The 24,633-nt window shown below is 58.1% G+C and carries 18 protein-coding genes; 6 read left to right on the top strand and 12 right to left on the bottom strand.

Features of this window, described 5'->3' with window-relative positions:
- Nucleotides 1-36: 36 nt before the first annotated feature.
- The 5 genes from asnB to RDK48_RS00535 form a co-directional block, all read right to left on the bottom strand.
- Nucleotides 37-1,953: an asparagine synthase (glutamine-hydrolyzing) gene (gene asnB / locus RDK48_RS00555; RefSeq protein WP_022659744.1), complete on the bottom strand. Its 1,917-nt coding sequence runs from the start codon at nt 1,951-1,953 to the stop codon at nt 37-39.
- Nucleotides 1,941-3,299, bottom strand: coding sequence for a glycosyltransferase family 4 protein (locus RDK48_RS00550; RefSeq protein ID WP_298996043.1), 1,359 nt, complete (start codon nt 3,297-3,299; stop codon nt 1,941-1,943). The genes asnB and RDK48_RS00550 overlap by 13 nt, the downstream gene beginning before the upstream one ends.
- 118 nt (nt 3,300-3,417) lie before the next feature.
- The gene (locus RDK48_RS00545) at nt 3,418-4,437 is read right to left on the bottom strand and encodes a glycosyl transferase family 1 (RefSeq protein WP_298996041.1); all 1,020 of its coding nucleotides are present in this window, start codon (nt 4,435-4,437) and stop codon (nt 3,418-3,420) included.
- Nucleotides 4,434-5,801 (bottom strand): glycosyltransferase family 4 protein, encoded by a 1,368-nt coding sequence (locus RDK48_RS00540; RefSeq protein WP_374042242.1) that lies wholly within the window; start codon nt 5,799-5,801, stop codon nt 4,434-4,436. Before RDK48_RS00540 ends, RDK48_RS00545 begins: the two co-directional genes overlap by 4 nt.
- Nucleotides 5,802-5,975: 174 nt before the next feature.
- Nucleotides 5,976-7,295: an aminotransferase class I/II-fold pyridoxal phosphate-dependent enzyme gene (locus tag RDK48_RS00535; protein ID WP_215648357.1), complete on the bottom strand. Its 1,320-nt coding sequence runs from the start codon at nt 7,293-7,295 to the stop codon at nt 5,976-5,978.
- Nucleotides 7,296-7,620: 325 nt separating this feature from the next.
- On the opposite strand from RDK48_RS00535, the gene RDK48_RS00530 reads away from it, so the two are divergent.
- The 6 genes from RDK48_RS00530 (at nt 7,621) to RDK48_RS00505 (ending at nt 16,667) form a co-directional block, all read left to right on the top strand.
- A complete protein-coding gene (locus tag RDK48_RS00530) occupies nt 7,621-11,118 on the top strand; it encodes an acyltransferase domain-containing protein (RefSeq protein WP_298996038.1) in 3,498 nt (1,165 codons plus the stop codon).
- Nucleotides 11,119-11,170: 52 nt separating this feature from the next.
- Entirely contained in the window at nt 11,171-12,631 is a 1,461-nt protein-coding gene (locus tag RDK48_RS00525; protein ID WP_298996036.1) for a TolC family protein, read from the top strand.
- Nucleotides 12,631-13,599: an HlyD family secretion protein gene (locus RDK48_RS00520; protein WP_298996034.1), complete on the top strand. Its 969-nt coding sequence runs from the start codon at nt 12,631-12,633 to the stop codon at nt 13,597-13,599. The genes RDK48_RS00525 and RDK48_RS00520 overlap by 1 nt, the downstream gene beginning before the upstream one ends.
- Nucleotides 13,600-13,608: 9 nt before the next feature.
- Nucleotides 13,609-15,018, top strand: coding sequence for an oligosaccharide flippase family protein (locus RDK48_RS00515; protein WP_298996032.1), 1,410 nt, complete (start codon nt 13,609-13,611; stop codon nt 15,016-15,018).
- A 156-nt stretch (nt 15,019-15,174) separates the two neighbouring features.
- Nucleotides 15,175-16,164 carry a 4Fe-4S dicluster domain-containing protein gene (locus RDK48_RS00510; protein WP_298996031.1) on the top strand — a complete coding sequence of 330 codons (990 nt, stop codon included), beginning with the start codon at nt 15,175-15,177 and terminating at the stop codon, nt 16,162-16,164.
- Nucleotides 16,161-16,667: a FeS-binding protein gene (locus RDK48_RS00505; protein WP_298996030.1), complete on the top strand. Its 507-nt coding sequence runs from the start codon at nt 16,161-16,163 to the stop codon at nt 16,665-16,667. Before RDK48_RS00510 ends, RDK48_RS00505 begins: the two co-directional genes overlap by 4 nt.
- A gap of 26 nt (nt 16,668-16,693) precedes the next feature.
- Here the strand turns inward: RDK48_RS00505 and rlmN are convergent, their stop codons facing one another.
- The 7 genes from rlmN to dsrM form a co-directional block, all read right to left on the bottom strand.
- Nucleotides 16,694-17,758, bottom strand: a complete 1,065-nt coding sequence (rlmN, locus tag RDK48_RS00500) for a 23S rRNA (adenine(2503)-C(2))-methyltransferase RlmN (protein WP_298996028.1) — start codon at nt 17,756-17,758, stop codon at nt 16,694-16,696.
- 185 nt (nt 17,759-17,943) lie between these two features.
- Complete coding sequence (locus RDK48_RS00495) at nt 17,944-19,275, bottom strand: HD domain-containing protein (protein ID WP_022659757.1); 1,332 nt, start codon at nt 19,273-19,275, stop codon at nt 17,944-17,946.
- Between the two features lie 212 nt (nt 19,276-19,487).
- Nucleotides 19,488-20,657 carry a sulfate reduction electron transfer complex DsrMKJOP subunit DsrP gene (dsrP, locus tag RDK48_RS00490; RefSeq protein WP_298996026.1) on the bottom strand — a complete coding sequence of 390 codons (1,170 nt, stop codon included), beginning with the start codon at nt 20,655-20,657 and terminating at the stop codon, nt 19,488-19,490.
- Between the two features lie 12 nt (nt 20,658-20,669).
- Nucleotides 20,670-21,461: a sulfate reduction electron transfer complex DsrMKJOP subunit DsrO gene (gene dsrO, locus RDK48_RS00485; RefSeq protein ID WP_298996025.1), complete on the bottom strand. Its 792-nt coding sequence runs from the start codon at nt 21,459-21,461 to the stop codon at nt 20,670-20,672.
- Nucleotides 21,461-21,841 carry a sulfate reduction electron transfer complex DsrMKJOP subunit DsrJ gene (gene dsrJ / locus RDK48_RS00480; protein WP_192112731.1) on the bottom strand — a complete coding sequence of 127 codons (381 nt, stop codon included), beginning with the start codon at nt 21,839-21,841 and terminating at the stop codon, nt 21,461-21,463. The genes dsrO and dsrJ overlap by 1 nt, the downstream gene beginning before the upstream one ends.
- A complete protein-coding gene (gene dsrK, locus RDK48_RS00475) occupies nt 21,842-23,485 on the bottom strand; it encodes a sulfate reduction electron transfer complex DsrMKJOP subunit DsrK (protein WP_022659761.1) in 1,644 nt (547 codons plus the stop codon).
- Nucleotides 23,486-23,497: 12 nt separating this feature from the next.
- Entirely contained in the window at nt 23,498-24,517 is a 1,020-nt protein-coding gene (gene dsrM / locus RDK48_RS00470; protein ID WP_022659762.1) for a sulfate reduction electron transfer complex DsrMKJOP subunit DsrM, read from the bottom strand.
- Nucleotides 24,518-24,633: the final 116 nt, after the last annotated feature.

Raw genomic sequence — 24,633 nt, 5'->3', positions numbered from 1 at the left:
ATAAGCACTCTGTTGATGGTGGCAAGCGGGGCAGGCTCAGGGATGGCGAGCCCTCCACCACAGCTGGAAGACCAGCAGCGTCCAGAGGGGCTTGCGCAGGTCGGCCCTGCCGGAGACATGCTCGTCCATAAGGGCGCGAACCGCCTGATGGTTGAATATGCCCTGCGCCTTCAGGGTGGATTCGCTCAGCAGGTCTTCCATGAGGGGCCGCATGCGGCCGCGCAGCCACTCTGCCACAGGAATCTGGAAACCGCGTTTGTTGCGGTACAGGATTTCATCCGGCAGCAGCTCGGCAAAAGCCTTTTTGAGCAGCCACTTGCGCTTGAAGCCGTGCAGTTTCCTGCTCACGGGCAGGCGTGCGGCAAACTCCGCCGCATCCTTGTCAAGGAACGGCGCGCGAACCTCCAGGCTGTGCAGCATGGAGCAACGGTCAACCTTGACCAGGATATCATCAAGCATGAACTGGCGGGCATACACGTGGAAAGCGCGGGCAAGCGGCGTGGCGGCGTTTTGCGGCTGCCAGTGGTCATAGTGTTCGCGCGTGGGGGCAAAGAGAACTTCGGGAGCCAGAAAACCGGGCTGTTGCGCCTTGAAAGCGCTATCCAGAATGGATTCCTGCATGTCGGGCGTAAAGGCCGTGAGCATGGTCTGCACCCGCTGCCATGCCGGGGCATGCGCCGCCCGCAGGAATGTGGCAACGGCCAGGCGGGGGTTGATGTACCCCGCAGAGGAAGGCAGCAATTGCGCAAGCGGTTCTATGATGCCCTTGCGCAGCGCAGAGGGGGCAGCATTGTACCACTGGGCAACCTTGAAGCCGATATAGTGTTCGTACCCCGCCCACAGTTCGTCCGCGCCGTCGCCGCCAAGAGCCACGGTGACCTTTTCGCGCGTGACGCCGGAAAGCAGCCATGTGGGGGCAACGGACGCATCCGCCATTGGCACGTCCATGCGGCTGATGATGCCGGGCAGGGTATCTGCGCATTCCTCGGCGGAAAGCACGCGTTCATGGTGGTCGGTGGCAAAGGCCTTGGCCACGATGCGGGCATAGCGCGACTCATCGTAGCTGGCCTCGCTGAAGCCGATGGAAAATGTCTTGATGGCCGTGGAAGACTGGCGGGCCATGAGCCCCGCCACAATGGAAGAATCAATGCCGCCGGAAAGAAAGACACCCAGCGGCACATCACTGACCATACGGCGGCGTACCGCCCGTGAGAGCAGAAAGCGCAGTTCTTCGCAAAGCTCATTGTCGCTGCGCCTGTCGGACTCATCGGGCATGGGCATATCCCAGTAGCGGGAAATACTCAGATTGCCATCCTGCAGCAGCAACATGTGCGAAGGCGGCAGGCTCTGCACCTCTGTGTAGACGCTGTGCGGCGTGGGCACATATTCGTAGGCCAGATAGCGCATAACGGCCTGCGGGTTCATGGTCAGGCTCAGATGGCGCAACTGTTCAATCCCGGTCAGTTCGGAGGCAAAATACAGCCTGCCGTGCTGCACGGTATAGAAAAATGGCTTTTTGCCAAAGCGGTCGCGGGCGCAGAACAGACGGCGCTGCTGGTTGTCCCACAGGGCAAAGGCAAACATGCCGTCAAAGCGGGCCAGACAGTCCGGCCCCCATATGCGGTAGCCCTCAAGAATGACTTCCGTGTCGGAACTGGTCTGAAATTGTCCGCCAAGGGCGGTCAACTGTTCTTTGAGCTCGGCATAATTGTATATTTCACCGTTGAAGGTGACGGTCATCTGACCGTCGGCGCTGTGCATGGGTTGGCCGCCGCCGGAAAGGTCGATGATGGAGAGCCGCCTGTGCCCAAGGCAGACCGGGCCGCTGCTCCACTGTCCTTCACCATCGGGGCCGCGATGGGACATGCGATCGGTCATGGCCTTGACCCACTGCCCGGCTTCGGGAGTGAGAGGCGAGGCGTCAACTTGGCAAATGCCAGCTATACCGCACATTTTTGTTTCCAGATCGTGTAATGTTTGATGAAAATATCTGCCAGACGCCGATTGTTGCGGGTCGGGTCAAACATATCCGCCGCAAGCTGTTTGCCGTTGCGCGCCAGTTCCTGAGCCAGAGCGTCGTTATCGGCAAGGCATTGCAGGGCATCGGCCAGAGCCTCGGGATCGTTGGGCGGCACGGCAAGGCCGGTTTTACCGTTGATCACCACTTCAGGCAGTGCGTTGACCGTGGTGCTCACCACGGGCAGGCCGTAGGCCAAGGCTTCAATAACCGTGTTGGGAATGCCGTCGCGGCGGCCAGATTCGTGCACCACGCAGGGCGCTGCAAAAATGTCGTGCTCGGCCAGGATGTGCGGCAGTTCGTTGTGCGAAATAATGCCCGGCAGCAGCACCCGGTCTTCAAGCCGTAGCTCCTCGCGCAGGCGCAATATCTCGGCTTCCATACGTCCAAGACCCATAACCGCGCCGCCGCCGCCTGCAAGGGTAAGCCTGAAATCCACGCCCCTGTCGCGCAGGATGGCACAGGCCTTGATCAGCACGTCAAAACCCTTGGTAACGTCAAACCGCCCCAGAGCCAGAAGACGCACGGGGCGCTCCATGGGCTGTTGTGTCTGGGCATTTTCCTGTGCCTTGGGTGCGGCGACGCTTGCGGGAATATCAGTTTCTGGCAAGGGCGGCAGGGTAAGACTGTTGTAGATCAGCTCCACCTTGCCCTTGGCCTGCCCCTTGGCAAAAACCTCGATACGGGTTTTGTCCGCCTCGTTGTTGGCACGTACAAAGAAAGCTGCGGTCAGTTTGTCGCCGAGATCCGGGTCGGCTGGCTCCAGATTGTCGCCGCGCGCGGCGGTGGCAAAGGGCAACCCGGCGATCTGCGAGGCAACCCAGGCAGCTGTGGCAGTGCCGCGCGGCCATGGAGCGTAGATCATGTCTATGCCAGCCTCGCTGAACAGGCGGCCCAGGTACATGCCGGCGCAGAATGCCCAAAGGTTTTCACCCAGGGTTTCCCAGCTGCGCCAGCGGCGGAATATGGCCTTGCGGAAGAGGCGTCCAGAACGCAAAGGGTGCAGCGCAATTTGCCGGAAGCATTCACCCAGCACACGCCCCAGGGCGCGCATGCCGTAGGTGCGCGTTTCTCCGGCCACGGCCCGCATTTCGTTGGAGCAGTGGCGCAGGTTGGGGCCGTACAGGCTGTAGACGGAAAGCGGCAGCAGCCCCTTGAGGCCTTCCACTTCCCTGAAGATAAAGGGCTGTGTAAACAGCGGATACCACAGCAGAACATAGGCCACGTGCGGCAGGCCCGTCTTGAATACGGGGCGGGAGGCCTTGGTGCTGGTTTCCGTCATGGTTGTCTCCAAATGCGGCGGGCTTTTCTCAGCGGGTTGCTGGGTATTAATGCTGTCGCCGTCTCTTTGTGCATGTATGATCACGGGTTGCTTGTAAAATTTCTCTTGAAAAACAGAGCTATGGGGTTGCAGGCCCGCCAGTCCAGTCGCCCTTGCCCAGCAGGGTGGGGGCCGTTGGCCCAAGCTCGCAGCGCAGTTCGTCCATGGTCACGCACCGCACACTGTAATGCCTGTGCAGCCAGTTGAGCCAGTCGGCAACTTTGCGCGTGAAGCGCGCCACAGCTGCGGCGTCAGGCAGGTGAGGCGTGCCGCCGGGCATCATTTCTGATGAATGCCAGGTCAGGGAAAGCACCCGTCCGCCACGGGCCGCAAAAATTTTTGTAATGGCGCACATGGCCCACAGGGGATGGTAAACTGGCAGCAGAGCCAGTGCTCCCCAGTTTTTCAGGCTGGCGCGTATTTTTTTGCCAGTCGGGCCGGACACGCTGCGCAACAGGGCCGGAAGCTGCGGAACGAGAGGGGTCACGGTAAGAGGAACTTCAAAAATTCTGTCGTCTCCCACCGAAACCCAGTATGGAGTGCCTGGCGCGTCAAAATGGTTGGGTCCCTGCAGTGGCGTGGGCGCGCAGTGCAGGGGGCGCACTGAGGCATCGCAAAGGATGCCTGCGGCGGCCAAAAGAGGCCAGTGCTGGCGGTGGAGATCCCATCTGCCCATGCGGAAGGAAGTGAGCGGCGCGCTCTGCACTGCCCGGCCTGCCTTCATAAGCGCAGCGAGTTTGGCGGCGAACAGGTCGTTGGACAGTGCTGCTGCTGGTACGCTGTCGGCCATGTCGGGCAGGGTTTGCTCCGACCCGTCCAGTGCCAGAGGCGGCGTGTTCCAGTGGTGCAGGTGCGCGCCAATTTCTGCGTGGTGCTCGTCACGCAGCCATGCCAGGGTCTCGTGGGATGTTTTGTCCGCCAATACGCTGTGGGCGCAGAAAAGCGTGGGGCGTACGCCCATGGTGCAGAAAGGGGTCAATGCTCTCAGGCTGGCGGTGTTGCGCGTTGAAAAGCCACGGCGGGCGTAGTGCCCGCCAAAGAGGCCTTCCTCTTCAACATCCAGACTGACGGCCAGATAGAGCGGCTGTTTGATGCTCATGCGTGACCCGCCGCTCCGGCTTTCATGGCGGCAGGGATGTCGTCCTCTGCGGAGCTTCCGGTCTGTCCGCCGGAATGGCTCCAGTAACGACGGCTTTCATCCACATAAAGGCGCAGCAGGGCCGTGATGTTGTTTTCCCGGTCAAACATTTTTTCAACGCGGGCGCGGCCTGCCTCGGCCATGCGGCTTGCGTGCTCCCGGTCTTCAACCATATGCCGTACGGCATCGGCAAGAGCGTGCGGGTTGCGTTGCGGGGTAAGCAGACCGGTTTCTCCGTTGATGATTACTTCGGAGATGCCGCACACGTCCGTGGCAATAACGGGCATGCCGTGCGAGAGAGCTTCCATGATCACGTTGGGGATGCCGTCGCGGTCGCCGTTGGAATGGACAACGCTCGGCATGATGAGCATGTCGTGGTCGAGCATGTAGCCGCAGATCTGATCGTGCGGGATAAAACCGGGCATGTGCACGATATTTTTAAGGCCCAGCCGGTCACGCATACCCATGAGCTTGAGCCTCCAGCGTCCATTGCCCACGAGGGTAAGGCTCACAGGTACATTTTCTCTTTGCAGGCGCGCCATGGCGGAGAGCAGGTCGGGAAAACCCTTGGTGCGCGCAAAACGCCCCACCGCCAGCAGACGGTAAGGGGGGCGCATGCTGACTGCACACTGCCCCTTGGGGGTAAATGTAAGGCTGTTGTAAATGGCGTGAACTTTATATTCCTGCCCGACAGGGCAGAACTTGCGCAGCCAACTCACATTGGCGTGGTTGTTGGTGCGGATGAAGAGCGCGTCTGCAGATTTTTCCCGCAGCAGGCCGTCTTCCGGGTAGATGTCGCCAGCGCGGCCCGTAAAGGCAAAGGGAATGCCTGTAAGACGCGAAGCCACCCATGATGCCGTTGCCGGACCGTTGGCCCACGGGGAGTGAATAAGCTTGACGCCATCCCTCACGCACAATTCGGCGAGCAAAAAACCTGCCATGAAGCACCACAGATTTTCACCCAGGGACTCCATGTTGCGCATGCGATGAAAAAATCCCATACGCATGAGGCCCCAGACCTTGAGCGGATTGCGTGAAAGTGCACGTATGAAAGCCCGGAGAATGCGCACTGTGCCGCCAACGCCCATGCGTTCCACCGGCCCGGTAAACTTGCGCATTTCTTCGCTACAGCCGCTCAGGCTTTTACCATACATGGTATAGGCGCGCACAGGCAATCCCCGCGCCATAAGCTGCACCACCTCGCGAAAGATGAACGTTTCGGAGGAGAGGGGAAACCAAAGCAGAACATAGGCAACAACCGGCAAGGCGTCCATTTTCGGTTGTGATGCGCTCTGCTCTGCTTCTGCGCCGTCAATATGCGTCATGGTTTTCTCCGCTGCAAACAAGAGCCGGGCCACTTGGCCCGGCACGGCAGACGGAGGTTCCATCTGCCCGAAAATGCGAACATGTCTCACAATCGCACCGTTGCGATCCTCAAGCGGGCGATATAACGCCCGCTCAAGCGACAGTTCGACCGCGCAACACGGGTCGCTATGAAGTTACGCCTGCCCGCTCTCGCTGGCGTTCTGGCGCTTGTAGTCGTCCACAATGGCCCAGGCCTTGGGGATTTCTTCCTTCACGGCATCCAGCGCCGTGCGGATATGTTCTTCCGTATGGGCTGCGGAAAGGAAGAAACGCAGACGGTCAGTGCCTTCTTTGACAGCAGGGAAGGTGATGGGCATCACATAGATGCCGCGCTTGAACAGTGCGTTGGACAAAAAGCCCGCCACCATGGGGTCGCCCACCATGACCGGCACAACGGCGTAGCCCTGAGCTGCGCCCGTATCAAGGCCAATGCTGGCGGCGTAGTCCACAAAGAAGTGCGAAATCTTCTGCAGCTTGTGCACCCGCTCGGGTTCGCGCAGCATGATGTCCAGAGCCTTGTGGCAGGCTACGGCGATAATGGGGGGCATGCCCACGCTGAAAACAAAGCCCGGCGAACCGTACTTGAGAAATTCGATCAGCTCGTGGCTGCCAGCAATGAAGCCGCCGCAACCACACATGGATTTGGAGAGCGTGCTCATCCACATATCCACATCGGTGGGGTCAATATTGAAATGCTCGTGCGCGCCACGGCCCGTTGCGCCAAGCACGCCAAGGGAGTGGGCTTCGTCCACAAGCAGCATGCAGTCATAACGTTTTTTCAGTTCAATGATGCGCGGCAGATCGGGGATGTTGCCGTCCATGCTGAACAGGCCTTCGGTAACGATAACGGCGCGCTTGTGCTCGGCGCGTTTGGCCTTGAGCATTTCTTCAAGGGCATCGCAATCGTTGTGGGCGTATGAGTAGCGCGATGCGCCGGAGAGACGCGCGCCCTGAACCAGCGAGTTGTGAGCCAGACCGTCATGGAAAATGGCGTCGCGGTGGCCGAAAAGAAAGCCAAGGGTCGAGACATTGGTGGCGTGGCCGCTCACATATATGATGCAGTCTTCCACACCGTACAGGTCGGCAAAGGCGCGTTCAAGCTCACGGTGGGGCGGACGTTCGCCGCCGACCAGGCGGCTGGCGCCAGCAGAGGTGCCGTAAATGGCAGCGGCTTCGCTGACGGCAGCGGTGATCTCGGGGTGAGCGTTGATATCCAGATAGTCGTACGTGGAAAAATTGAGATATTCTTTGCCGGAAATGAACGTGGTGGCCTTGGCCGCGCGCTCATGGCAAAGAAACAGAGGATTTTCCATCCCCATCTTGGCTCCCATTTCCACAAGCCGATCAAAGGCGAGCTTGGAACGCGTGCGGTTAAATCCGGAAGCGCTGCTTTCGGCGGCGGCGGGAGTTTGCACCGCCTCTTGGCCAGCCTGATAGGAATGGTTGTTCTTCATGCCTCGTCCTCGTAAATTTGTCCAAAAAAGCCGTGCCTGGTGGGCCAGATGAGGGCCGAAATCCGGCAGGCGCAACATTGTAAGGCGTCAGTATAGCCAAAGCAAGATGTTATGGCAAGTCGCGTGTGGGGCGGCTCTGTTGAAAGCTTTGCAGACAGTGCAGTCCTGTTGGGCTGCGTGGTAAAAGAGTTTGCGGGCACTGTCTGGACAAGCATGATGATATCTACTAACATAATCCTTTACCCAAGCGGCTGCTATGCCCCCCTTTTGCCCTGCCTCGGCCCTGTCGGGTTGCCGGGCCTTGGCCCTTTACAGGCACAAAGATATGCGTCAGGACTACGAAAATCCAGTACCAGGCACACTCCAAGACGAAATAGTTCTTGATGGCGTGCGTTATGCCGACCTGCAACAGGCTGGCCAGCAGTGGCGCATCGGTGCCATCAACCCCGCATGGCGGCAGGAATTACTGGCTCTGCCATCAAATCCCGATGCCGAAGCCCTTGCCCGGCTGGAAGCGCGCGGTCTGTGGATTGCGCCGGATCGGGCTGAAGGCCCGCCGCCTTTGGCGGTGATGTGTTGCGGTCTTGGCGCGGTCTGGCCCGGAATGGGCCGCGAACTGTATGACAATTTCCCCGCAGCCCGAGCGGCCATGGATCGCATTGCCGCCGTGGCGGACTGGGACGTTCTTGGCCTCATGGATGAAACGGGCGTGGAGAAAATCAGCCTTACCCGCTGGCAATCTCCTTACGTATTCATGCTGGAGTATGCCCAGTGGAGCGTGTTGGCTTCTCTGGGGCTGAATCCTTCGCTTTTTTGCGGCCACAGCCTTGGCGAAATGATCGCACTCTGTTTTTCAGGTATACTGGCCCCTGAAGTGGCATGGTATATTCTGGACACGCGCGCCGTACACATGTCGGAGCTGGAGGCAGGGGCCTCCCGCGAAACAGGCATGATGGCCGTGCATGCAGATGCCGAGATCATCAACGAAGCCTGTGCCACATGGCCCGCCCTGTACGTATCCAATTACAACACGCCGCATCAGTTTATTCTGAGCGGCCCCCGCGGGGTGCTGCAGGAAGCCCGCAAAAGCCTGCGCAAGCGCCGCATCCCTGCCATTGTACTCAATGTCAGCCTGGCTTTTCACCATCCCAGCATGCGCGTTTTGCGCGACATTTCTTTGCGCCGCCTGAGCGCCCTCGACATGTCTGCGCCCGAGAGGCCCATTCTGAGTGGGATCACCGCAGATTTCTATCCAGAGGATCAGCCCTCCATCTGCCAGTACATCGCCGATCTTGATGAGAATTCCGTGCGGTGGACAGAATGTGTGCAGACCATGTGGAACCGTGAGGGTATACGGTATTTTCTTGAACTGGGTCCGCAGGATACGTTGTGCAGCCTCGCTGCTGACAATGAGCCGCAGGCAAAATGCCTGACCGCAGGCCGCAAGGGGAAAGAGGTCGAGGGCATGCGTCAGGCTTGCGCCCATCTGTATTCGCTGGGGTATCTGCGGCGTGATGCCGTGGCCCGGCGGGCAGGGCAGGCGGCAAGCGGCGGCGAAGCCCGCATGCTGGCCTGCAAGCCGGCGCCCCACTGCGGTTTACGCCCCGCTGTGGTTGGCAATGGTGCAAATACCTGCGCTTCGGCAGCATCAGATGCACCGCAATCCAGTGTCATGGAAACAGCACCGGCTGAATTCGCCGATTCTGCTGCCGTTGCGCCGGATTCCGCACCTGCAATGGCATCCTATGCCGAAAGCATGGCGGTGGTTCTGCAAATTCTGGCGCAGGCCTGCGGCAGGCCGGTTGAAGATCTGCGCCCAGAAATGGACTTGCGGTATGATCTTGCCCTGCGCTCCAGTCGCTTTCCCCATATTGTGCAGGATGTGGAAAAGGCCCTTGGCATTGCCGTCAATTTTGAAGATCTGCTGCAGGTATCAACCATTGGAGATCTTGGCCGGGTGCTTTCCGGCGGTTCGGCGTTTTCTGGGCAGGCTGAACATACCGCAGAAAGGGCCAGTGCAACTGCAAAGCTCTGTGCGGAGCCTCTGCGCAGGTTTGCCCCCCTTAAAGCCTTGCCCGCTGTTGGGAGCAATAACGAGCTGCGCCTTGATCCACTGCCGCTTGATCCCAGTGCTTCCGGGATAAATCTGCAGCCTGGCGATGTGGTGCTCCTCTGCGTGCTGGACGCTCACATATTGCCCCGCCTGCTGAGCGGCATTGCACCTTTGGGATGCGTGCTGGGTGTGCCCCAGCCGCTGCTTGAGCGGTGTGCTCCCCTTGCCAAGGCCGGGGCAAGTGTGGTGCCGCTTGATATCGACCTGGAAAAAGGCGGCGAAACCGCTCTTGTAGCCAGTCAGTTGCAGACGGCCGTAGCAGATTTCGCGCAGGCACAAGGCCGAGTGGACGGGCTGTTTTTTGTGCCGCCTGTCCCGACTGGCATCATGGTTGCGCCTTCTGCTGATGATGTACCGCCACATGCTGCGCCGGAGCATCTTGGTGCGTTGATGGAAGCGGCCATTGCGGCCGCCGTGCCGCACGGCTTGCGCTTTGTCGGCAGTTGCTCCGTGCTGCCGCCCGAAGTGGAGAACTGTATTTTTGACGCCCCGCTGGAAAAAGCTCTGGATGCGGCGGCTCACGCTCATGGTGTGGCGGTGCGGGCAATCCGCATGCTGCACGGCCCTGAAAGAGCGAGCCTTGACGAATGGGGCGACATGCTGGCGCGTGAAATTTTTTGCGGCACAGCCGAACAGGTACTCTGGGTACGGCCAGGAGCCATTGACGGCCAGGTTGTTTGCGAGGAACCGTCCATTCGGGACATCATCAAGGAGAATCCATTGAGGTTCCCGCTGGTGTTTCCCGAGCTACAGCCCGCATACCGCTCAACCGCCACCCTGTTTCAGGGAGGCTGCCATTTTTCGCATTTTGCCGACAAAACGCTGGCCCTGCACGGAGCGCAGCAGGGCAACTGTCTTGGCTCTGCTGCGCCACGCCTGCCGGTTTGCCGCAGTCTGGAGGCCATGCTCGAAAGCTCGAGGCAAGCTTTGCCCTGGCTGACAGTTACTGGCTTTTGCGATTTGCGTTTTTTTGATGCGCCGGAATTACCGCCCGGCATTACCCGCGAATGCCGGGTGACAGCTGAGGCCGAACCCTGGCTGCTGCAGGAAAAAGTCATGACGCGCATGTGCCGCAGTGAGCTTTCAGTGCGCGGTTTGACGCCCAACGGCAGGCATACTGCCCAGTATGCACCGGTAAGCGAGGGGATGGTATGGCTTGCGGCCCATCGCAGCAGTGTGCGCCCCCTATGGGAAGAGGTGCCCGCGGCGGCTTCCGTGGCAAGTCCTGCACTGGACACTGCGCCGTTTTATAAAGCAGCCGGGCTTGGCCGTGAGTGGCGCTTTGTGGAAAACTTCTGCACACTGCCCGATGACCTGTTTTCTGGCGTGTTGAGTTTGCCCCAGACATGCATTGCCCCCGGAGCTGATTCTGGCTATACTGGCGACATGCTTGTGGTGGAGGGCGTATTGCAGGCTGCATGGCTTGCCATAACATCCGAATACTCCAAGGATTTTTCTGACACTGCCGCTCTTGCTGCCGCCATGCAGGAGTGGGCTTTGCATGCTGTGGGCTTTATCCGCATCGGGCCTTCTCGTGCAGATGGGCACTTGCGCATATTGATGCAACGTTCCTGGGCCAATGCACGGCTGCGTCGTTTTGACGCGCAGGTCATTGATCAGGAAGGGCATGTTTTTTTGACAATTCACCATCTTGAATTTGACCGAAGCGATCAGGCCGGGCTTTCCCCTGTCGTGAATCCTTCGGCATAAACACTCAATCTGCTCAGCGTCGCGCAAAGCGCAACGGCGCGAAGGGTGCCAGATGCTCACTGCACAAGCAAACCTTACTACACGTCTTTTCCTGCCGCTGCTGCTTGTGGCGGCCCTGCTTGCCGGAGCCTGTTCCAACAAGGCCGGGCTCAAGTCGCCGGAACTTCCCGCCAAGCACTGGCTTGAAGAAGCCCCAGGCGTGCCTGTTGAAAACAAGGCCAAGCTTGAAGCCGCAGTGCCGAACCTCTATGATCCCAAGAAGGTTTTTTCCTTTGAAGACTGCGTGTTCCTGACCATCCAGCAGTCGCCTGCCCTGGTCAACAGCGCCGTGAATATTGAAATCAAGCGTCTTGCCCAGACGGACGCCGTGTGGAAGTACCTTCCCGAGCCTCACATGAATTTTACCGTGTCCAACAACCTGACCAGGTATAATATGGACAACAAGGATACGCCCAGCGATTACGGCCAAACCCGGTTCCGTGTGGGCTTTTACGCTGCCTTTCCCAATCCCATGGCCACCTATTTTGAGCACAAGGTGCAGACGGCCATGGTCAATCTGGCAATCTCCACCCACCGCAAAGCCGTGGGCAAGGCCATTGGCAAGATTGGCGAGGCCTATCTCCAGCTTCAGGCCCAGCAGAAGATTGTGGAAGCGCAGAAAGAGCTGCTGCCGCTTGGCAAGGAGCTTGTGGATTACTGGAAGAAGGTTGAGGCTGTTGATGGCCGACAGGGGGTTTCGCTCAACATGGCCATTCAGCACCAGCGCGAGCTTGAACTCAAGCTGGAGCAGACCCGGATGCGGGAAGTCATGCAGCGTACGCAGCTCAAGATTCTTGCTGGCGTTGAGCCGCAGCAGAGGCTTGAGGTGGATACCAAGAGCGCTGATTCCGTGCTGGCCGGTTTTGATGGCCGCAAGCTCACCTGGGAAGAACGCTGGCCTGCCACAGAAGATGACCTGCTGCTTCGCGGACAGGTGACCCTGGGCGATTACAATATCATGGTCGCCTGGGCCCAGTATATGCCGACCATGTCCATTGCCGTGAACAATAGTCCTCCGGCGGGCCAGTATCAGCCCACGAGCGGGACTGAAGACACATTTTTGCACCTGACCTTTGACTTTCCGCTTATCGACTGGGGGCGCAGATACCGTGGCGTACAGACTGCGCGCATGGGCAAGGCCCAGGCCTTCCACGAACTGGCCCGCAAGCGTACGGACTACTCCAACAAATGGCTCCAGAGCGAGCAGCGGGTAGCCCTGGCCGAAACGGAACTCAAGCTCGCCAAGACCCGTCTGGATACGGCCAGCATGCAGTACAAGGAAGCCCAGATTTCTTTCCACGAAGGCATTGCGCAGTTGCCCGACATGGCCTCCAAGCAGGAAGACATGGTTCAGGCGCGCATAGCCTACATCAATGCTGAGCTTGACTATAAACTGGCCCAGCTTGAGTGGATGGATCTGTCCAATTCGCTGGCCCAACGCTTCCTCGGCCTGCCTGCTAAGGAGTTGCTGTAATGCTGGGTATGTATAAGAAAACGCTGTCGCACGGGAGGCGTCGTAGCTTTGCCGCAGCCTTGTCTGCTGTCATGCTGCTTGCTGCTTTTTTGATGTTTCAGAACGCAGCCTCTGCTGCGGATAATGGTTCCATAGGCGCTGGAGCGACCATTCTGACCGGCAAGGTCGTTACAACGGTCACGCGCGCTGTGCCTGTGCCGTTTAACGCTGTTGTGGATGAAGTGCTGGTCAAGCCCGGCGAAGCCATTGCCAAGGGTGCCCCGCTGATGCGTTACCACCTTCAGGAAGAGGCCGAGCGGGTGCTTCAAAGAGAAGTGACCACTGGGGCCGCCACGGAGGATCTGAGGGGGCAGGTGCTTGACCTTGAGCGCAAGCTTGCAGAAATCTCGGCCCAACGTAACAAGGCCCGTCAGCTTGCAGCCTCGGGGCTTGGTTCTGCCCAGGCATCCAGCCGTTTGGAAGACGATGTGCACTCCCTGAAGCGCCGCATTGAACTTTTACGTGTGACCATCCAGAAATCTGAGCAGAACTTTGCCGCTCGCCTTGAAGAACTGAGCGGCTATTTCGGCACGACCATCAAGGAAGGCGAACGCCTGCCTGCCTCGCTTACGCTTACCTCGCCCATTGACGGCTATGTGCTGTCGCTTGACGCAACGCTCAACCCCGGTTCCCTGTTGGCCGCTGGCACCACGCCTGTGCGTGTGGGGCGGCTTGATCCTGTGCTGATTCAGGTGCCCGTTTACGAGGCCGAAATCAGCGGCATCAAGGCTGGCGACTCGGTGGAAGTTGAAATTCCTTCGCTGAACAACAAGAAGTTCAAGGGTACAGTGAATGAAATTTCCTGGGTTTCTAATGATATGAGCGTTTCAAATCCTTCATACTACACGGTGGAGCTTACTGTTCCCAATCCTGGTCTGGAACTCAAGCCCGGGTTCAAGGCTGTGGTGCGATTCAAAGGGAGCAGGTAAACCCGTTTCATGAAGCTGAAAAGCATCCCCCGACGATTGGGGTACATTCTGGGTGCGCAGTGGACGCGCGACCTGGCGTGGACCGCTTTTACCATTCTTCTTGCACGCCGCAGCCCCGACATTCTGGGGCAGGTCGTGCTGGCGCTCACGTTCGGCTACTTGGTGAAAACCGTAGCCGACGTGGGGCTTAACGATTTTCTGCTCTCGACATTTGCCCGACGCGAAGGGCGGCCGGTGGCCCTGCTGGGTGAAGTCACCTGGCTCAAGCTAGTTGTGCTTATTCTGGCCCTCTGTTTTACATGGCTTGTGACTGGCTGGCAAAACTATACGCCAGAGCTGCGGCTTGTGGTCATGTGCATTGCTGCTGGTCTGGGACTCGACGGTGTAAGCGATTCCTTTTTTGCGCTCTGCCAGGCGCGGGGGCGGCAGGATGTGGAAATGCGCATCCGTGTGCCTTCCGCACTGATGGGCATTGGCTTTGGCATTGCCTGCGTGGTGCTTGGAGCGCCGCCCATTGTGATTGCCCTTTACAAACCCATGGAATCGGTGCTGTGCATCATTTTTGCCTTGCTGGCCTTGCAACGCAATCCTCTGGCAGGTGTTGGTCTTGATGGCATGAAAGATCTGGCCCGTCACATGAAGCACGGCCTTATCTTTACCTGCATGGCTGGCTGCGCCATGTTTTATAACAAGATCAACGTCATTTTCCTTAAGCAATATGGCGGAAATGCCGATGTGGGGGGCTACGGCGTTGCCTGGGAAACAGTTGAAGGCCTGTCGGTGCTTGTTTCCAGCGCATTGCTGGGCAAGGTGATTTTTCCGCTGCTGGCAAAACTGTGGCAGCAGGACAAAGCCGCTTTCCGCCAGCTGGCCGGTCAGACAGCACGCTCCCTTTGGGCTGCATCGCTGCCCATTATTTTTCTTATCTGTGTGGAGAGCGACCGCTTTCTTCCCCTGATTTACGGCCCCAACTACCAAAGTGCGGTCACCGCTCAGCGTTTGCTTACACCTTGCCTGGCAACGGCTTTTTTGCACAACCTCGCGGCATACGCCATGATCGGCATGCGCCAGCATCGGCTGCTCCTGGTATTTTATCTCACGGGCCTGGTGTGCAATCTGATATGCTGCTTTACTCTCATTCCAGCCATGCCCCTTGAAGGTGCGGCCTTGTCCCTCACCATTACCAAGGTTTGGGTGGCCCTGCTTACAGTTGGCTATTTTCAGTGGGCCGCGCGCCCCATGTCGGTTGGGCAGTGGGGACTCATGCTTGCCGCCTGCGCCGCCTGCGTAGGAATGTGGTGGGGGATAGGGCTGGTTGCGCCGCGTGAGTTGGCAGAACTGGCAGGCGTTGTGCCTTTGCTGGCCTTGTTCTGGCGTTGGAGACCACCGCCGCCTTTTGAAAAAGCTGCGCTTGCCTGATGCGCATCTGGACTGTCTGTCATCGCGCTTGGCATGGTGTGGCAACCATTACCCGGATGACCAGACTGTGCCCGGGCAAATTGTCTGAGACGTTGACGCCACGGTAAAGGCAGGCCTATAGGATTACTGCAAGACAGTAACAGGCAAGGCATTCTCATGGGCAACAAGCTGCTTCTACAGCGAAGGTCAGTCATTAAGGCCATGGCAGGCACTGCGGGCTTATCGCTGGCGGGTGCAACTCCTTCTATGGCCTCAAGCTTGCAGAACTGGGGCGGCGGTGATGACCGTGCCACCATCATTGATGTGGATCTCTGCAATGGTTGCGGAGCTTGTGTGTCAGCCTGCCGCGACAGAAATCTGGCAGAAATCCCCCTTCCTGCTCAGCCGATTCCCCGGCCTTACCCATCATGGGTGCGCGGCAACGACTGGTCGTCCCGCCGCGATGAAGTCTCTCGGCTCACTCCCTACAACTGGCTTTTTATTCAGTCATGCGCCATCACGGTTAACGGTGTGGAGCGGCGGATATATCTGCCCCGGCGCTGTTTGCATTGTCTGAACCCTCAATGCGTCACTCTTTGCAGCACTGGCTCCTTGCGCCAGAGCAACGAAGGAGCAGTTTACTCCCATCGCAGCACCTGTCTGGGGGATGGCCCCTGTGACCGGGCCTGTCCGTGGGGCATCCCGCAGCGTCAGGCGGGGGTGGGCCCTTACCTGAATCTTGCGCCCAGATATGTTGGCAACGGGCAGATGTTCAAATGTGATTATTGCAGTTCTCTGCTCAAGGCTGGCGAAAGCCCTGCATGCGTGACGGCCTGTCCGCAGGGGGCCATGCGCATAGGACCTCGTGAGGAAATGGCAAAGCTGGCCAAGGAAATGGCAGAGCAGCGGGGCGGAGATATTTTTGGACTCAAAGAAAATGGCGGCACAAACACCATCTATGTTTCTTCGGTGCTTTTTCGCGATATTGAGGCAAATATGCTGCGTCAGGGAAAGGTAGGCTTCGGCATGCCGAGCCTGCGCCCGGCAGGTGCCAGTATGGATAAGGAAAACAGCCTGCTGCGCGCTGTTCTGCTGGCCCCTGTGGCAGGGGCGGCCCTGGCTGGTCTTCGATTGTGGCGTGAAAGGAAGATGAGGCGCAAACCATGAAGAACCAGCCTTCGCTCTTTTCCTCATTCTTCAGTGTGCTGTGGCTGGCCAGCATGCTCGCGGCCGTATGGAGCGGCCTTGCGCATCTGCCGCAGGCTGGGCGTTATGGGCTGATTCAAAGTACAAGCTGGGCGCCTTCAGTTGCGCATTATTATTCATCTGCGGCATTGTTGTTTCTGGGAACTTACGCCTTTACCGTCTGGCGTCTTCAGGGGCGCGGTACCTTCTGCCTGACGCGCTGTGGCTTACTGCGCGTCATTTTGCTGATGGGGCTGGCCATCAGCGGATTGGCGCTTATCGTCCACAATATGCCAGATTTTTCTTTATATGATGGCGTGTATGCAGCCGTCAAAATGGTGCATCTCGTGTGCGCCCTGGCCCTGCTGCCCCTGCTGATTTACAGGCTCTGCCGTCGTTGGACTGGCGGCTACGGTTGGCTGAGGCCCCGCGATAGTGCTGATTCGTGCTGCGGCACTTCAAGGCGGAGGCCTGCCCGTCGCTAGAGCATTTCCCTTTCGGCTTTGCCCCGCTAGTCCTGTTTTTCCTGCCGATCTGCCTTAAGCTGTCCGCATGCTGCCTTGATGTCCTGCCCCTTGCTCTTACGCAGTATGGCCGTGATTTTGCGCCTCCAGAGGTACTGTTCAAAGGCCAATACGCTTTCTTCCGTAGGCGCGGCGTAGGGCGCACCTTCCGCAGGATTGTAGACGATAAGGTTCAGCTTGCCGTGCAGGTCGCCCACCAGCCTCGCCAGATCCCTGGCCTGCTCCAGGCCATCGTTGACCCCACCCAGCAGCAAATACTCAAATGTAATGTGCTCTCGTGTTTTAAGCGGATATGACTTGAGTGCTTCAAACATCTCGTCAAGGGGCCACCGTGCGGCCTTGGGCATGATTTTGGCCCGTAGTTCCTGCGTGGGCGCATGCAGCGAAACCGCCAGATAGGCCAAGCCGCTGTCTCCCAGTTCGCGCAGGCCTTTTTCGATGCCGCAGGTGGAGACTGTGATGCGCCGGGGGGAGAAATTCAGCCCCTTGGCATTATTCAGGCTCTCAAGGGAGCGCATGAGCTCGCGCATGTTGAGCAGCGGTTCGCCCATGCCCATGAACACAATATTGCGCAACATGGGCCATTCCGGCCTGTCGTCGCCAAGGTGCGCGCGGGCCACAAGAATCTGCCCCAAAATCTCAGCCATGGTCATGTTGCGTTCAAAACCCATTTGCCCCGTGGAGCAGAATGTACAGGCCATGGCGCAGCCCACCTGCGACGACACGCACTGCGTCCAGCGGCGCACACCTTCACGCGAGTCCGAGGGAATGAGCACTGTTTCAACCAAGGCTCCGTCTTCGAGCCGCAACAGAAACTTTGTGGTGTCGTCCTGGCTTTTCTCGACCGTGACCACCTCCGGCCAGACAATGACAGCCTTGGCGGTCAGCTTTTCACGGCAGTCTTTTGAAATATTGGTCATGGATTCAAAGTCGCAAACCATGCGCTGCCACAACCATTGCCAAATTTGCATGGCGCGGAACTTGCGTTCGCCCAGTTCGGTCTGAAGCCAGGTTTCCAGCTCGGGAAGGGTCAGGTTGAGAAGATTGATCATATGTTCTGCCGGGATTAGATAAGGTTTTGTGCAGATGTGCTGCTTACTGGCTGTTGAACTACGATGTTTGACGTTTATGGGCAAGAAATTTTCATGCCGGTAAAAACCGCGTTTATGCGGCGTGAACAAGCAAAAAGGGCGTTCCCAAAGGAACGCCCATAGTGTCAGCATAGGCGGTTGGGCGGTTATCCCACTGACTTGCGCGCGTAATCACGCACAAAGGTCACTGCGGATTCAACATCCGTAACTTCGCCTGCAATCTGGGCCTGCAACAGCGCGTCACGAATAATGCCCACCAGCGGGCCGGGGGACAGCTTGGTTTCGCTCATGATCTCATTGCCGTTCAACAGCGGTTCGAGCATCTGTTCCGGCGTTTCCGCGCGATCCAGATACTTCATATTGTGGTTGAACGAGGTGAGAATGCCGTCGCGGGCCTTGAGGTCTGCCCTGGCCATGGCGATAAGCCGGGGGTAGTCGTCCAGTGCCTTGAAGCGGCGAATGCCCCTGTCGGTCATCATGAAGTGGAAGCGCATGTGGTGGCGCACCAGATGGCACAGCAGGTCGATGTCTTCCTGTGCAAAGTGCAGGCGACGCAGTATCTTGCGCGTAACCTTGGCACCCACGCGGTGGTGTTGGTAGTACGTCCAGATGCCGTCGAAATATTCGCCGGTGTAGAGCTTGCCTACATCATGGAAAAGCATGGCCATTGTGCCAAGCCAGTCGTAGTGGAAATCTTCTTCGGGGTAGTGCTTCATGCACTCAAGCGTGTGTTCAAATACGTTTTCCGTGTCGCCTTCCTTGTTGCGCATCTGGGTGAGGCAGGAAAGGGAGGCCACTTCAGGAATAAGCCCCTGAAGGATATGCGAATCAAAGAGCAGGCGCACAAAACGGTACATGGATTCGGCAGCAACCTTGCGCCATTCGTCCATGATGTCCGTGGCAGGAACGTAATCCAACACGCGGCTTGAGGCGCGCACAATGGCAAGCCATGTGTTTGGCTCGATGGGCAGGTCAAAATTGGCTGCAAAACGCAGAGCGCGTACCGCCAACAGGTAATTGTGGCGAAGGGTTTCATCCGGAAGGCCCGCAAGCTGGATAGCGCCGCCCTTGACGTCTTCAAAGCCATCGTAGGCATCCTGCGTGGTCTCGGGGCTGCCAAAGCCCGTGATGCGCAGCTTGAGCTGTTCCTCATGGGGCATCCTGTCCATCATGGTAGGCGTGATGCGCAGCAGGGAAAGCTCAGGGTGTCCGGCAGCAGCTACTTCCAGAGGATAAAAACAGAAGACAAAGCCGTTTTCCTCAAGTGTTGCCAGAGCGCGCTTGTCGTGCTGTGGCACTGCCTTGGGAAAAAGCTTGATAAGCGTATCGAGATCCGGCTCGCAGGCAATATCCACAGTGGGCTGCGTGGCGTTTTCCAGCAGGTGCTCCTGCAAGGGGGCGTTGATAACATGAGCGTCATAGCCGTTGCGCAACAGAGTTTTGCTTATGGTTATGGCGTCTTTGAGCGCTTGATGCATCCATGGCTCCTTGCGAATAAAATAACGGGGAATGGCTGATACTATGCCCGCGAGCATGGGTGTGAGTCAAGCTTGCGGTTGAAGAAATGCCGCTACGGTTACGCTGGATTATTGTTTGTGCTACTTGCGGCTTTACGGTGATAAACCAACCAGCAAGACAAAACGCCCCCGCGTCAGCGACGCGGGGGCGTTTGAGTACACGTACCAGGCGGTTAGTCAGAGAAGTGGTTCACTTCTTTTTTCACGCCAAGCGCAATCCGCCAAAGCAGGGAGACTACCAGCGCGCCCACGGCGTAAACACCAAGGGCCACGGCAATTTCCTTACCGGTGGGCATGTAGGGTGTGATGGCTTCAAACATGTTGGGGGTAAAACCGCCAATCAGAAGGCCAAGACCCTTGTCGATCCACGATGCAGCCACGAGCATGGCCAAAGCGATGGGCATGAGCGTGGGGTGCGTGCGGAGCTTGGGCGGAATAAGAATGGCAAGGCAACCAAAGGCCATGATAACCGCAGCCCACATCCAGTAGCTCACCCACAGCAGATGCCCGCCGTGACCGAAGAACAGCACGTGGATGGGTTCCATGTGGCCGGGAATGTTGCTGTAGAAGGCCGTGAACAGTTCCAGCACAAAGAAGAACACGTTCACGCACATGGCATACACGATGATGGTGGTCAGGGTTTTCACGGCTTCCTTGCCCACGTCAAAGCCGGTGAGGCGGCGCAGCAACAGCATGAGCAGCATCAGGATGGCAGGACCGGAGCAGAAGGCGGAAGCCAGGAAGCGGCCAGCCATGATGGCGGTGAGCCAGTAGTGGCGGCCAGGAACGCCAGCGTACAGGAAGGCGGTCACCGTGTGGATGGAGAAAGCCCACAGAATCGAAAGATATATGAGGGGCTTGATCCATTTCGGGGGATCGATTTCGTGTCGTTCGGCTTCAAGGGTCACCCAACCGATGACGATGTTCAGGCCAAGGTAGCCAATGAGCACCAGCATGTCGTAAAACATGACGGAATTGGGCGTGGGGTGCAGCATGACGTTGAGCATGCGCTGAGGCTGACCAAGGTCAACCACGATGAACAGGGCGCACATGACCACGGCCCCAACGGCCATGAATTCGCCAAAAATGATCATGCGCTTGAATTTTTTATAGTGGTGGAAGTACGTGGGCAACACCAGCATAACGGCTGAGGCGGCAACGCCGACGAAGTAGGTGAACTGCGAAATATACAGCCCCCACGAAACGTCGCGGCTCATGCCGGTCACAGAAAGACCGTTCTGGAGCTGATCCAGATACACAATGCCGCAGCCTGCAATCACGCAGAGCAGGAAGAGCAGCCACAAGTAATAGGTCTTGGGACCTTCGAGCAATTTTTCAACCATGGCCTGTCCTCCCTATATGAGGTAGTATACGCCGGGCTGCGTGCCCAGGTTGGGCTTGCGGCGGATACTGTAGTTGGCGGACAAAGCCTGCCGCACCGTTGAATTGGGGTCTTCCAGGTCGCCGAAGAGAATCTTGCCGCCAGAAGCTTCAACGCAGGCGGGCAACTGGCCAACGGCCAGGCGCTCGGCGCAGAAGGTGCATTTTTCCACCACGCCGATCATGCGCGTGGGGAATGCCGGGTTGGGCACGGGATTTGCCAGGAACTTGCGCGGATCCTTGAAGTTGAAGGAACGCGCGCCGTAGGGGCAGCCTGCCATGCAGAAACGGCAGCCGATGCAGCGGTGGTAGTCCATGGCTACAATGCCGTCTTCCATCCGGTAGGTGGCCTGCGTGGGGCAAACGCGAACACAGGGCGGATTGGTGCAGTGGTTGCACAGCAGCGGATAGCTTGCTTCGGCCCGGCGCTTGTCCAAAAAGGCGTTCATTTCATCAGGGAAGGTGTGCTCGAACGAATCAAGCCAGAACCATTTGATGTTCTGATCGCCGGGAACGTGCGGGACGTTGTGGAATTTATGGCAGGCTTCGATAAGCGGTTCGTAGTCATTGGGTCCGTTGAACTGGCGCGTATCGATAACCATGGCCCAGCGCTTGGCGTGCAGGGCGTTGGCACCTTTTTCATAGTGACCGGGGGCAATCTTGGCCTGAGCAACGCCGGACAAGGCACCAAGGCCAGCCAACCCGCTGCTCAGGGCACAGGCAGAAAGCCCCGCCACTTTCAGAAAGCTTCTTCTGCTCTTGTTCATTACTTGCTCCCCTGGGGAATGATGTGGCAGGTCCAGCAATAGGGATCAACGCTGTTGGCCACGTGGCACTTTTCGCAGAAACCCTTGTAGTCAGTGTGGCACTTCATGCAGGTGTTCTGCAGGCTGATGGTCCACTTTTTACCGTTGGATGCCACATAGGTGCGGTTTTCGTTGCGCAGGGCTTCATCACGCCACTCGTTGAGCAGCTGCATGTGCTTGTCGCGCATGAAATCCACATTTTCCACACACTCTTTTTCATTCTTGGGCAGCGCAATGCCGGTGCTGGTATAGCTCTTGCCCAGCATGCTTGCCCAGAACGGGGAGGTGAACAGGACCACAAAGATAATGATCCCAAGAATTACTGCTTTGGAGTTATACATCTATTGACCCTCCCCCTGCGCCTCGGGCGCGTCATCATCCTCTACCACGTTGGGCAGGTCTTCCTGGCGCATATCCATGGTGCGCTTGCACTCGCCCTTCATCACAAGGGCATTGCCTACCAGTTCGTGCAGGCCGCTTACATTGACGCCGGGCGCCCAGTAATTGGCAAGCGGGGGCAGGGTGGCGCGGTCGATGGCGCACACGCAGGCCATGTGGTTGACGCCGTGCTTTTCCTGCACATAGCGCAGGGCATTGCCGCGCGGCATGCCGGAGCGCATGCGCAGTTCCATGATTTCTTCCGTGTTGAGGCCCGAACCCGCGCCGCAGCAGAAGGTCTGCTCGCGGATGGTGTTCTCGGGCATTTCCACAAAGTTGTTACACACGGCGTTGAGCACGTAGCGGGGTTCATCAAGCAGGCCCATGCCGCGCGCAGGGTTGCACGAGTCATGGAACGTGGTGATGATATGGTCGTTACGGCTGGGGTCGAGGTTCAGCTTGTTGTGGTGGATCAGGTCAGCCGTGAACTCGGCAATGTGCACCATCTTGGTGGAAGCCGCGTTCTGGAACACCGTGCCGGTGTAGGGCGAAACAGGCGTCGTCATGTGCGAGGGCGACGGGCCGTTGTAGGTGTCCATGTACTGGTTGATCACGCGCCACATGTGGCCGCACTCGCCGCCCAGAATCCACTTGGAACCCAGACGTTCGGCTTCGGCGTACATTTTGGCGTTGAGCTTCTTTGCCATGTTGAACGTGGTAAAGGAGCCGAAGTTGCCGCCTTCCGAAGCGTAGGTTGAGAAGGTGTAGTCCAGATCCAGCTCGTGGAAGAGCATCAGATAGCCCATGAAGGTGTAGATGCCGGGGTCGGCAAATACGTCGCCAGAGGGCGTGATGAACAGGATTTCGTGGCCCTTTTCGTTGAAGGGCGTCTTGGGACGGATGCCGGTGATGGTTTCGCAGTCATCGGCCAGCATTTCCACGATTTCCACAAAGGAGTGGGGCTTGATGCCAAGGTGGTTGCCGGTGAAGCTGCAGTTCTTGACCGGATCCATGATCCAGTGGATGCCAAGGCCCACTTCGTGCAGCAGTTCGCGCACGATGGCGGTGATTTCCGCCGTATCGATGCCGTAGGGGCAGAAGAGCGAGCAGCGGCGGCATTCGGTGCACTGGTAGGCGTAGTAGAAGAGTTCCTTCACTACTTCCTTGTCCCAGCCGCGAGCGCCCACTTTCTTGCCGAGGATCTTGCCCAGCATTGTGTGGTCGCGGCGGTAGAGCGAGCGGAGCAGCTCGGCGCGCAGCACGGGCATGTTTTTGGGATCATTGGTGCCCAGGAAAAAGTGGCATTTGTCGGCGCAAGCGCCGCAACGCACACAGATATCCATGAACAGCTTGAGCGAACGGTGCTTTTCAAGGCGTTCTTCAAAAGCGTCACAGAGAATCTGTTCCCAGTTTTCGGGCAGATTCCAGTCTTCTGCCGCCGGATCCCATTCATGGGGATTGGGCATGTGCAGAAGTTCCATGGTCTCTTTCTTGGCCGGATAGCAGAAGCTGCCCGGTGTAAATTCAGGCTTTGTGTCAAGCCAGTCCTGGGCGGGAAAGGCCGGGCGGCTGGACACAAGCATTTGCGGCGTAGGTAATTTTGCCATCGTGGAAACTCCTTACTCGGCGGCCTTTTCGGGTTGCTTATCCAGCGGCAGCCCGGCATCGGCCATGGCGTCGCGGTAGGTATCCTCGTACTCGGCGTAGGTGAAGTACTGCTTGGGCGGATTCCAGGGGTTGATGTGGCGCACACGGCGGGAATTGTTGGCCATGTTGCGCGTGGGGCTGAAGAACACGCCCGGCATGTGCATGAGCTTGGAGAAGGGGAAGTAAATCAGCAGTACGCAGACCAGAGTAAGGTGCGTGAAGAACAGTGCGTTGATGCCCGTGGTCGCCACAGGCGCAAAGTGGGTCAGACCCATGACGAAAATCTTGACCTGGGCGATTTCTGTCTTGTCGAAATAGCGCAGGCAGATGCCGGTGCCCACGATGCTGATGATCAGCCACAGGGGAAAGTAGTCGTTGGCAAGCGAAAGGTAGCGCAGGCGCTCGTTGAACAGGCGGCGTCCCAGAAGGAACAGCAGCGCTACCAGCAACAGGCCGCCCGTCCAGAAGAAGCGGGGCGAGCCAAACTGCATGATGCCGTCAATGCTTTCCAGAAAGCGAATACAGGAAGGCACGGGTTCCATGAAGAAGCGGAAGTGACGGATAAAAACGAGCAGAAAGCAGTAGTGGAACAGCAGGGCAAATACCCACAGCCACTTGGAGGAATAATAGATGGTGCGCGGCCCGTTGCTGACGGGATCAAATTCCCTTACTTCCGCAACCGTATTGCGGAACAGCGAACGGAAGCAGAACACTTCCAGAAACATGCGCTGCACAACACCCCAAGTTGTGCTGGGACAGTCGATTTTTGCCTGCTTGATGAAGTCAAGCGACTGCTCCTGCCCACCAGTGGTGGGGATGCAGAAGGGCACGGGCGATTTGGCCCAGTACACCATGCGCCAGACGACACCGGCGATGAACACGACTACTGCCACATAAGGCAGCGCCACGCCGAACAGGCCAGCAAGCCCTATGGCCGCTCCCGCCCAGGCGATGGCTCCTATGAGCAGCACCAGCAGTAATGAATTGAACATTCCCTACCTCACTTCCACTAAAGTTGCCTCAAAAGCCCACCACGGGATTTGAGAGATCTCTGGTCCGCATGCTGCAAAGCCCACGGTCAGGCCCTATGGCCTAATGAACGCGGAAT

The organism is uncultured Desulfovibrio sp., assembly GCF_902477725.1.
Taxonomy (GTDB): domain Bacteria; phylum Desulfobacterota; class Desulfovibrionia; order Desulfovibrionales; family Desulfovibrionaceae; genus Desulfovibrio.
The sequence above is the reverse complement of the archived record's forward strand: the minus strand, read 5'-3'. Positions and strand labels throughout refer to the sequence as shown.